The following is an 8,153-nucleotide window of genomic DNA, read 5'->3' on the forward strand; positions in this document are numbered from 1 at the left end:
GATAGCAACGCTTCTGCCCTTTCTAGTGCCCCCAACTCGGCGGTATGTGCATCCCGTGCGCGGACTTTCGCGGCCGCGCCTCTCACACCGCCACGAGGTCCGCCCACCGCGTGACCCCGCCGGGGTGCAGCCGTAGGCCGTGCCGCGTCGCCAGGGCGTGCACGATCTCCTCGCCCCGGCCGTGCTCGTCCGGGTCGATCCCCGCCGGCGGCTGCCCGGCCGGGCGCGCGGGACCGGCGTCGGTGACCTCGACCCGCAGCGTGCCGCGCCCTTCCTCCCGGGTCCACGCCAGCCGCAGCACGGCGGGTGGCAGCGCGTGCACCACCGCGTTGGTGAGCAGCTCCGACACCACCAGCAGGGCGTCCTCCACGATCTGGGGGGACACGCTCCAGTCCGCGAGGACGGCCCCCGCCCGCCGGCGAACGGCGGAGACGCCGCCGGCGCCGGGCGGCAGCGGACACACGTGGTCGCAGGCCTCCCGAAGCAGCGTGTTGAGCTGTGCGGACATGTTCTCTCCTGGGGTGTGTGCGGCCGGCCGGGCGCCCGTCGTCGTAGGGCGCTCTTCCGGACCTCGTAGCACCGTAGGGAGACAAACCCGGACGGGTCAATGAATGGCGGTCGGCATTGTCGAACGCCCCGCAGCGTCGCGGTGCCCGGCACGGCACTGCCCACAAGCGAACCGCCCCGCGCGGTAATACGCTCGCATCATGGCCGGCCCAGTCCAGTCCATCGAACGGGCGGCGGCGATCCTGCGTCTGCTCGCCGGCGGCCCCCGCCGCCTCGGGCTCGGCGAGGTGGCGGCCTCGCTCGGCCTCGCCAAGGGCACCGCGCACGGCATCCTGCGCACGCTGCAGCACGTGGACTTCGTGGAGCAGGACGCGGCGACCGGCAAGTACCAGCTCGGGGCCGCCCTGCTGCACCTCGGCACCAGCTACCTCGACGTCAACGAGCTGCGGTCGCGCTCCATCAACTGGGCCGACGCCCTCGCCGCGCGCAGCGGGGAGGCGGTGCGCCTCGGCACGCCCCTGGAGGGCAGGGTGCTCGTCGTCCACCACGTCTTCCGGCCCGACGACACGCTCCAGACGCTGGACGTCGGCTCGCTGCTCCCGCTGCACGCCTCCTCGCTCGGCAAGGTCCTGCTGGCCTACGGAACCGCCTCACTGGAGCACCCGGAGGCGGAACTGGAGGCCTACACCCGGCACACCCTGGTCACCCAGGAGCGGCTCGGCCGGGCGCTCGCCGAGGTCCGCGAGCTCGGCTGGGCCGCCGAGATCCAGGAGATGAGCATGGGCGAGGCCGGACTCGCCGCGCCGATCCGGGGACAGGGCGGCCTCGTCGTCGGCGCCATCGGGCTGTCCGGGCCGGTCGAGCGGCTCTGCGACAGCCCGGGCCACCCCCGCCCGAATCTGATCACCCTGCTCCGGGAGGCCGCCCGGGCGATCTCCAGAGACCTGGGCGCCGCCCGCTGGTAGCCCCGGCCGGCCCGCCGCTCCCCGATCCGTCGGAAGGCACACCCGATCATGGCTGAACGGTACGTAATGTCCATCGATCAGGGCACCAACTCCACCCGATGCATCCTGTTCGACCACCAGGGGCGGCTGGTGTCGGTCGCGCAGAAGGAGCACCAGCAGCACTTCCCGCGGCCCGGCTGGGTCGAGCACGACGCCGTCGAGATCTGGCAGGCCCTCCAGCGGGTCGTGCCCGAGACGCTGTCCGAGGCCGGTGTCGACAAGGCGGAGGTCGCCGCCGTGGGCGTCGCCAACCAGCGGGAGACGACCGTGCTCTGGGACCGGCGGACCGGGGCCCCGCTGGGCCGGGCGATCGTCTGGCAGGACACCCGTACCGCCCCGCTCGTGGAGGAGTTCAGTGAGCGGCCCGGCGAGGAGTTCTTCCTCGAACGGTGCGGACTGCCGCCCTCGACGTACTTCTCCGCCCTGCGGCTGCGCTGGCTGTTCGACCACGTGGAGGGGCTCCAGCAGCGCGCGGCGGACGGCGAGGTGCTGTTCGGCACGATCGAGAGCTGGCTGATCTGGAACCTGACCGGAGGCGCCGACGGCGGCCTGCACATCACCGACGCCACCAACGCCAGCCGCACCATGCTGATGAACATCCGCACCCTCACCTGGGACGAGGAGCTGCTGGCCTTCTTCGGGGTGCCCCGCCCGATGCTGCCCGAGATCAGGTCCTCCGCCGAGACGTACGGCGAGGCCCGCGCCCTGCTGCCCGGCGTCCGCATCACGGCCGCCCTCGGCGACCAGCAGGCGGCCCTGTTCGGCCAGACCTGCTTCTCCCCGGGCGAGGCGAAGTGCACGTACGGCACCGGCAGCTTCCTGCTGCTCAACACCGGCAACGACGTCGTACGGTCGCGGCACGGGCTGCTGACCACCGTCGCCTACCGGATCGGCGACCAGCGGCCGGTCTACGCCCTGGAGGGCTCGATCGCCGTCACCGGCGCCCTGGTGCAGTGGTTCCGCGACCGGCTGGGACTGATCAGCAGCGCCCCCGAGATCGAGACCCTCGCCCGCACGGTCGAGGACAACGGCGGCTGCTACATCGTCCCCGCCTTCTCCGGCCTGTTCGCGCCCCGCTGGCGCAGCGACGCGCGCGGCGTCATCGTCGGCCTCACCTCCTACATCACCAAGGGCCACCTGGCGCGCGCGGTCCTGGAGGCCACCGGATGGCAGACCCGCGAGGTCGTCGACGCCATGAACGCCGACTCCTCGGTCGCCCTGAAGCAGCTCAAGGTGGACGGCGGCATGACCTCGGACAACCTGCTGATGCAGTTCGTCGCCGACGTCCTCGACGTGCCCGTGGTACGGCCCCTCGTCGCCGAGACGGTCTCGCTCGGGGCCGCCTACGCCGCCGGACTCGCCGCCGGGTACTGGCCGGACCTCTCGGTCCTGCGCAGCAACTGGCACCGCGCCGCCCAGTGGCTCCCCGACATGGACCCCGCCCACCGCGAGGCGGAGTACGACAACTGGCAACGCGCCGTGGAACGCTCCCTGGGCTGGGTCCGCCCGCCCCGCCCGGACTAGGTCCTGTCGTCAGACTCCCGTCGTCCGCCCGGAGGGCGGGCCCTGCGGCGTCAGGTGCGTGCTCTCGGCGTGCCGGGTCCTGGCCCTCGTACTGGATGTACTCGGGTCGGGGCCCGGTGCGGCGAGAGTGCGTGCATGGCGTTGTGGGGCAGGCGGGAGTTTGACGACAGGGCCTAGCAGCGCCGGTTTCAGCGGCGGCGAGCAGGTGAAGGTCTTGGCTGGGATCCGCGCCGAACGGCGCGGCGCCACGCGATGCCGTACGACAGCGAAGGCCGAGGAACATCCGTGTCGGAACATGAGCCGGCCGTGCGCTACACCGAAGTCGCGGACCAGGACGTACGTAGTCTGCGGACGCGGTACTGCCGGTTGCGCACCGAGACGGGCGCACCGGTCGCCGAGCTCGAGGCGCTCTCCTTCCGCGTCCGCTTCGGCGCGGTCGCCGTCGCCGCGGAAGGCATCGGTGGCGTGGAAACCCAGCCCGAGTTCCGGCGGCGGGGACACATGAGCCGGCTCCTGCGCCAGGCGCTGGCCGGTATGGCGCAGCGGGTGGACGTCGCGTTCGTGTCCGAGGGCATCGAGGAGGTGTACGAGAAGTTCGGCTTTGCCGGCGCTGTCGCAGACGGGGCCCTGGTCGTCCCCGTGCGCCATGTGGAACGTGCGACCGGGCACGATCCGGGGGATGCCGTCCCGGGGATCCGCAGTGGCTCGGCGGCAGATCTGCCGGCGATGGTCCGCCTGTACAACACCGCTCATGCGCAGCGGCCCTGGACCCATGAGCGGCACGCCGGCTGGAACCGGCTCGTTCCCCGGAGCACGTGGAATCCGGGGTCCCAGACCCTGGTTCTGCGCCGTCACGATGCCCTCGCGGGCTATGCGGTGCTGGAGGGTCGGGCCTTCGGTGACCCCATCGGATCGGTGATCGCCGACGAGCTGGTGGCCGAGGACGCGGCCGCGGCAGCCCTGCTGCTCGCCGGCCTCGCCAGGCTGTGCTGGAACAGGCGCTTGAGCGAGTTCACGGTCCGGGAGCCCGCCGACAGTCCGGTGGGCCGCGCGGCACGCCGGATGGGCTGCACCGAGCAGCGCGCGTTCCGGCCGAGCGGCGGAATGATGGCGGCCGTTCTGAACCGGGCGATGCTGGTGCGCACACTGGAGCCCGAGCTGCGCCGCCGGGCCGCCGGACAAGGGCCGGACCAGGGCCACGACACCGCCTTGACCGCACTGCGGCGCGGCGATCTGATCCCCGACGGCACCGCGCTCGTCCGGCTGCTTCTGGGTCACTGGTCGGCCGATGACGCCGATGCGGCGGGCGTGGTCCTGCCCGACCGGTACCGCGACCTGTGCGCCGCGTGGTTCCCCGGGGGCGGCACCGCGTCCCTGCCGACCCCGTACGCGCACCGCCTGGACCGCTACTAGGCCTTGCCGAACCCCTCGCCGGGCGCGGTGTCACCGGCGAGTAAAAGGGAGCGGAACGGGGTATTCCGGGGTGCCCGGTACGCGAACGGGTGCAGCAGGCAGGACGGTGCGCACCAGGTGGGACGGTCCATGCTCTACGTCTTCGGCCTCGCCTCGGCATGCATGCTGGGTGTCGGATTCGTCCTCCAGCAGCACGCCGCCGAGCGCGCGCCGGCCGCGGACGTGCTGCACTTCCGGCTGCTGTGGGACCTCGCCCACAGCCGCCTGTGGCTCGCCGGGATCGCCTGCATGGTGGCCGGGCAGATCCTCAGCGCGGTCGCGCTCGCCTCGGGCGACCTGTCCCAGGTGGAGCCGCTGCTGGTGACCAATCTGCTGTTCGCCATGGCGGTGGCGCGCCGGCTCACCGGGCAGCGGCTGGGCGGCTCCGGCTGGGTGGGGGTGCTGCTGCTCAGCGGGGGTGTGGCCCTGTTCATCCTGGCCGGGCGGCCCACGGGAGGCTCGGCGGACGTCGGTGCCTTCCGGCACTGGCTGGTCGTCGGGCTGGTGATCGGCACGGCCCTCGCGCTGATCGCCGCAGCCCGCCATCTGCCGCTGTTCGAGGAGCCCCCGCTGCTGGCTGCCGCCGCGGGCATCCTGTACGGGCTGCAGGACGCCCTGACCCGGGTGTCCACCGGCGTCCTGGGCGACGAGGGGATCCTCGCGCTGCTGCTGCGCTGGGAGCCGTACACGCTGGTCGCCCTCGCGGTGACCGGCCTGATGCTGGTGCAGAGCGCCTTCGAGGCGGGGCCGCTGCGGATGTCCCTGCCGACCCTGACGGCCGCCGAACCGCTGGCCGGGATCGCCTGCGGCATCGGCTTCCTCGGCGACCGGCTGAGCACCGACCCGGCGGCCCTGGCCGGCGAGAGCGGGGGCCTCGCGGCGATCGTCGCCGGCGTCTTCCTGCTGGCCCGGCACCCCGCGATGCCCGGCCACCGCACCCCCGACGGCGACGAGCGTCAGAACTGCCCCAGCTCCTAGGGTCTTCCGTTCGGTTCAGGCCGGATTGCCCCGACCGGCGTCCGTGCGTTCCCGGGGTGCCGCGTCCCAGGCGCCGCTGACCGAGGGCGCGCTCGCCAGGCCGATGCTGCCCGCGCCTATGAGCATGAAGCCGATCACCTCGGGCACCGTCCGCACCCCCAGCCCGATGTGCTCCTCGAACAGCGCCCACCCGAGCGCGACGCTGGTGAGCGCGTCGCCGAGGGTGAGCGCGGGCTGCGACGCGGTCAGGGACCCGGCGCGGAACGCACCCTGCAGCAGCAGGAAGCTGATCAGCCCGACCACGACCGTGGCGTACAGCGACCAGTGGGTGAACACGACGTCCAGCCCCTGCCCGATCCTGCCCACGACCTCCTTCATCAGCGCCGCGGTGCAGGCGAAGGACACCGCCGACGCCAGGCCGAGCAGCGCGGCACGCGGCCCCCCGGTCCGCGTCCGGGCGAGCAGCACCAGCAGCACCACCACGAGCAGCAGCGCACCGCCCGCCATCAGCCAGCGTCCGCCGGGCGCGGTGGCCACGCCGCTGGAGGGCGCGGCCGCCCCGAGGAAGAGGGCCAGCCCCAGCCCGAGGGCCACGAACGCCGTCCAGGTACGCCGGTCGGGACGGTGGTGGAAGACCACGCTGCCCACCACCAGCGTGAACAGCAGCTCACTGGTCAGCAGGGGCTGGACGACGGACAGGCTGCCCACGGCCAGTGCCGAGGCCTGCAGCACGCTGGACACGATGAGCAGCGAGGTACCGGCCAGCCAGTGCGGCCGGCGTGTCACCTTCGTCAGCCAGCGCACGGCGTGCCGCGCTCCGCTGCGGTCGTCCGGCTCGTCCGTCGCGGCACGCCGCTGGAGGACCGAGGCGGAGGCGTTGGACAGCGCCGCCAGCAGGGACAGAACGATGGTGAGGGCTCCCACGTCCACTCATCCGAATCGGGCGGCGAGCCGTCGGTACAGGGCCGGAGCCGTGCCCCGCAGCCGGGCCGGCAGCCGCAGCCAGCCGGGTACGTACACCTCGTCCTCGCCCCTGCGGACGGCCCGCCACACGGCGTCCGCCACCCGCTCCGAGGACACGGGCCGGGGCCGGGAGCGCACGTACGGCACACCGCGCCGGTCGAAGAACGGGGTGTCCACGACGCCCGGCACCACATGGGTGACCCCCACGCCGGTCCCCCGCAGCTCGTAGCGCAGGGCGTCCGCGAACGCCCCGAGCCCGGCCTTGGCGGCCGAGTACACCGCCTCGCCCCGCACCCCCACGCTGCCCGCCACCGAGCCGACGAGCACCACCCGGCCGGAGCCCGCCGCGACCATCGACGGCAGCAGATGCCGCACCAGGCGGAGGGGGGCCAGCAGGTCGACGCCCACGACCTCGTCGATGGCCGCGCGCGGCATGGCGGTGAAGTCGCCGGCCCAGCCGACGCCGGCGTTCGCCACCAGTAGCTCCACCGGGCCGGCGCGGTCGAGCACGAACTCGGCGAGCCGGTGGTCGCCGCCGGGCCGGCTCAGGTCCGCCGGGAAGGCGACGGCCGATGCCCGGGCGGCCACGCGCTCCAGCCGCGTCGCGTCCCGCCCCGTCAGCACCAGGCGCCAGCCCTCGGCGGCCAGCCGCTGTGCCACGGCCGCGCCGATACCGGACGAGGCACCGGTCACCAGGGCCGTGCGCCGGCGGTCGCTCCCGTCGGCCGCGAACCGCACGGGCGTGGACACGGTCCGTGCGCGGGCCGGCGATCCTGCGGGGGAGGGACGGTGGGACATGGACTGACCTCGCTGGCGGCGGACGCGGGGGCCGACTCGGTGAGCCGGGGGTATCCCCTGGCCCACCTGCCGAAACACCGCGGTCGTCGAGTACCCCGCAAAGAATTCAGATAAATCAGGACATGTGCGCGTAAGACCGGCATAAAGGGGGACCCTTGCATGAGGCAATGAACTCCTTTGCGGAGAGGAGACGACAGCCATGTCGTATCCACACCAGCAGTCCGGGAGCATGAGCACGCATCCCGAGTTCGCGGAGATGCGTGACCGACTCGAGCGGACGGCCTCCAGCGGCCGGGCGATCGCCGTAGAGGGGCTCATCCTCCTCACCGGTCTCTACTGCGCCATCTCGCCCTGGGTCGTGCACTTCTCCCTCAACCGCTTCATCGCGGTCAACAACCTGATTCTCGGGATCAGCATCGCCCTCATCGGGGCCGGACTGGCCCTCGCCCCCGAGCGGATGTTCCGCCTGGCCTGGGTCCTCGCCCCCATCGGCGTGTGGCTTCTGATCTCCCCCTGGGTGGTCACCCTCGGGCACACCGCTCGTGCCGGCATCATCTGGAACAACTGCGTGCTGGGCGCGATCACGGCCCTCCTGGGCCTCGCCGCCATGGGACTCACCGTCGGCCTCGCCCGACGCCCCGCCCACTGACCCCCTGTGCCGTGTCCGCGCCGTCCGCGCGGGCACGGCACCCCTGTGTGCCCCATGCGCTCCGCCCGTGCGAGTGGCCTCGCGGACGGCGCCGTTTACCGAAAACGCCTGCGGGTCACCCACTGGTGATGGCAGAGACCGGGTCCGAGGGAGTGCGCCATGCCGCTGGTGGCCGACTACGTACTGCAGCGCCTGACCGAATGGGGCGTGAAGCGTGTCTACGGATATCCGGGGGACGGGATCAACGGGTTGCTCGGTGCGTTCGACCGGGCGTCGGG

The 8,153-nt window shown here is 73.0% G+C and carries 9 protein-coding genes; 5 read left to right on the forward strand and 4 right to left on the reverse strand.

Annotation, left to right across the window (positions count from 1 at the left end; translation table 11 throughout):
* Nucleotides 1-82 precede the first annotated feature (82 nt).
* Entirely contained in the window at nt 83-508 is a 426-nt protein-coding gene (locus ACZ404_RS29405) for an ATP-binding protein (protein WP_468445041.1), read from the reverse strand.
* A gap of 199 nt (nt 509-707) precedes the next feature.
* Here ACZ404_RS29405 and ACZ404_RS29410 point away from each other — a divergent pair, with 199 nt between their 5' ends.
* The 3 genes from ACZ404_RS29410 (at nt 708) to ACZ404_RS29420 (ending at nt 4,448) form a co-directional block, all read left to right on the forward strand.
* Entirely contained in the window at nt 708-1,472 is a 765-nt protein-coding gene (locus ACZ404_RS29410) for an IclR family transcriptional regulator (protein WP_468445043.1), read from the forward strand.
* 48 nt (nt 1,473-1,520) lie between these two features.
* Nucleotides 1,521-3,035, forward strand: coding sequence for a glycerol kinase GlpK (glpK, locus tag ACZ404_RS29415; RefSeq protein ID WP_468445045.1), 1,515 nt, complete (start codon nt 1,521-1,523; stop codon nt 3,033-3,035).
* A 285-nt stretch (nt 3,036-3,320) separates the two neighbouring features.
* A complete protein-coding gene (locus tag ACZ404_RS29420) occupies nt 3,321-4,448 on the forward strand; it encodes a GNAT family N-acetyltransferase (RefSeq protein WP_468445046.1) in 1,128 nt (375 codons plus the stop codon).
* Here ACZ404_RS29420 and ACZ404_RS29425 read toward each other — a convergent pair.
* Nucleotides 4,445-4,579: a hypothetical protein gene (locus ACZ404_RS29425; protein WP_468445048.1), complete on the reverse strand. Its 135-nt coding sequence runs from the start codon at nt 4,577-4,579 to the stop codon at nt 4,445-4,447. The genes ACZ404_RS29420 and ACZ404_RS29425 overlap by 4 nt on opposite strands.
* On the opposite strand from ACZ404_RS29425, the gene ACZ404_RS29430 reads away from it, so the two are divergent.
* Nucleotides 4,578-5,465, forward strand: a complete 888-nt coding sequence (locus ACZ404_RS29430; protein ID WP_468445050.1) for a DMT family transporter — start codon at nt 4,578-4,580, stop codon at nt 5,463-5,465. The two genes, ACZ404_RS29425 and ACZ404_RS29430, sit on opposite strands and share 2 nt — an antisense overlap.
* A 15-nt stretch (nt 5,466-5,480) precedes the next feature.
* Here ACZ404_RS29430 and ACZ404_RS29435 read toward each other — a convergent pair whose 3' ends face one another.
* Nucleotides 5,481-6,389, reverse strand: coding sequence for a DMT family transporter (locus ACZ404_RS29435; RefSeq protein WP_468445052.1), 909 nt, complete (start codon nt 6,387-6,389; stop codon nt 5,481-5,483).
* 6 nt (nt 6,390-6,395) lie between these two features.
* A complete protein-coding gene (locus tag ACZ404_RS29440) occupies nt 6,396-7,226 on the reverse strand; it encodes an SDR family NAD(P)-dependent oxidoreductase (RefSeq protein WP_468445054.1) in 831 nt (276 codons plus the stop codon).
* Between the two features lie 199 nt (nt 7,227-7,425).
* On the opposite strand from ACZ404_RS29440, the gene ACZ404_RS29445 reads away from it, so the two are divergent.
* Nucleotides 7,426-7,875 carry an SPW repeat protein gene (locus tag ACZ404_RS29445; RefSeq protein WP_468445056.1) on the forward strand — a complete coding sequence of 150 codons (450 nt, stop codon included), beginning with the start codon at nt 7,426-7,428 and terminating at the stop codon, nt 7,873-7,875.
* Nucleotides 7,876-8,153 lie beyond the last annotated feature (278 nt).

This window comes from Streptomyces sp. NPDC030798, assembly GCF_055572275.1.

What these genes read in the sequence shown, in the direction of transcription:
- ACZ404_RS29405 (WP_468445041.1), bottom strand. Translation starts at nt 508, where the DNA reads ATGTCCGCACAGCTCAACACGCTGCTTCGGGAGGCCTGCGACCACGTG.
- ACZ404_RS29410 (WP_468445043.1), top strand. Translation starts at nt 708, where the DNA reads ATGGCCGGCCCAGTCCAGTCCATCGAACGGGCGGCGGCGATCCTGCGT.
- glpK (WP_468445045.1), top strand. Translation starts at nt 1,521, where the DNA reads ATGGCTGAACGGTACGTAATGTCCATCGATCAGGGCACCAACTCCACC.
- ACZ404_RS29430 (WP_468445050.1), top strand. Translation starts at nt 4,578, where the DNA reads ATGCTCTACGTCTTCGGCCTCGCCTCGGCATGCATGCTGGGTGTCGGA.
- ACZ404_RS29425 (WP_468445048.1), bottom strand. Translation starts at nt 4,579, where the DNA reads ATGGACCGTCCCACCTGGTGCGCACCGTCCTGCCTGCTGCACCCGTTC.
- ACZ404_RS29440 (WP_468445054.1), bottom strand. Translation starts at nt 7,226, where the DNA reads ATGTCCCACCGTCCCTCCCCCGCAGGATCGCCGGCCCGCGCACGGACC.
- ACZ404_RS29445 (WP_468445056.1), top strand. Translation starts at nt 7,426, where the DNA reads ATGTCGTATCCACACCAGCAGTCCGGGAGCATGAGCACGCATCCCGAG.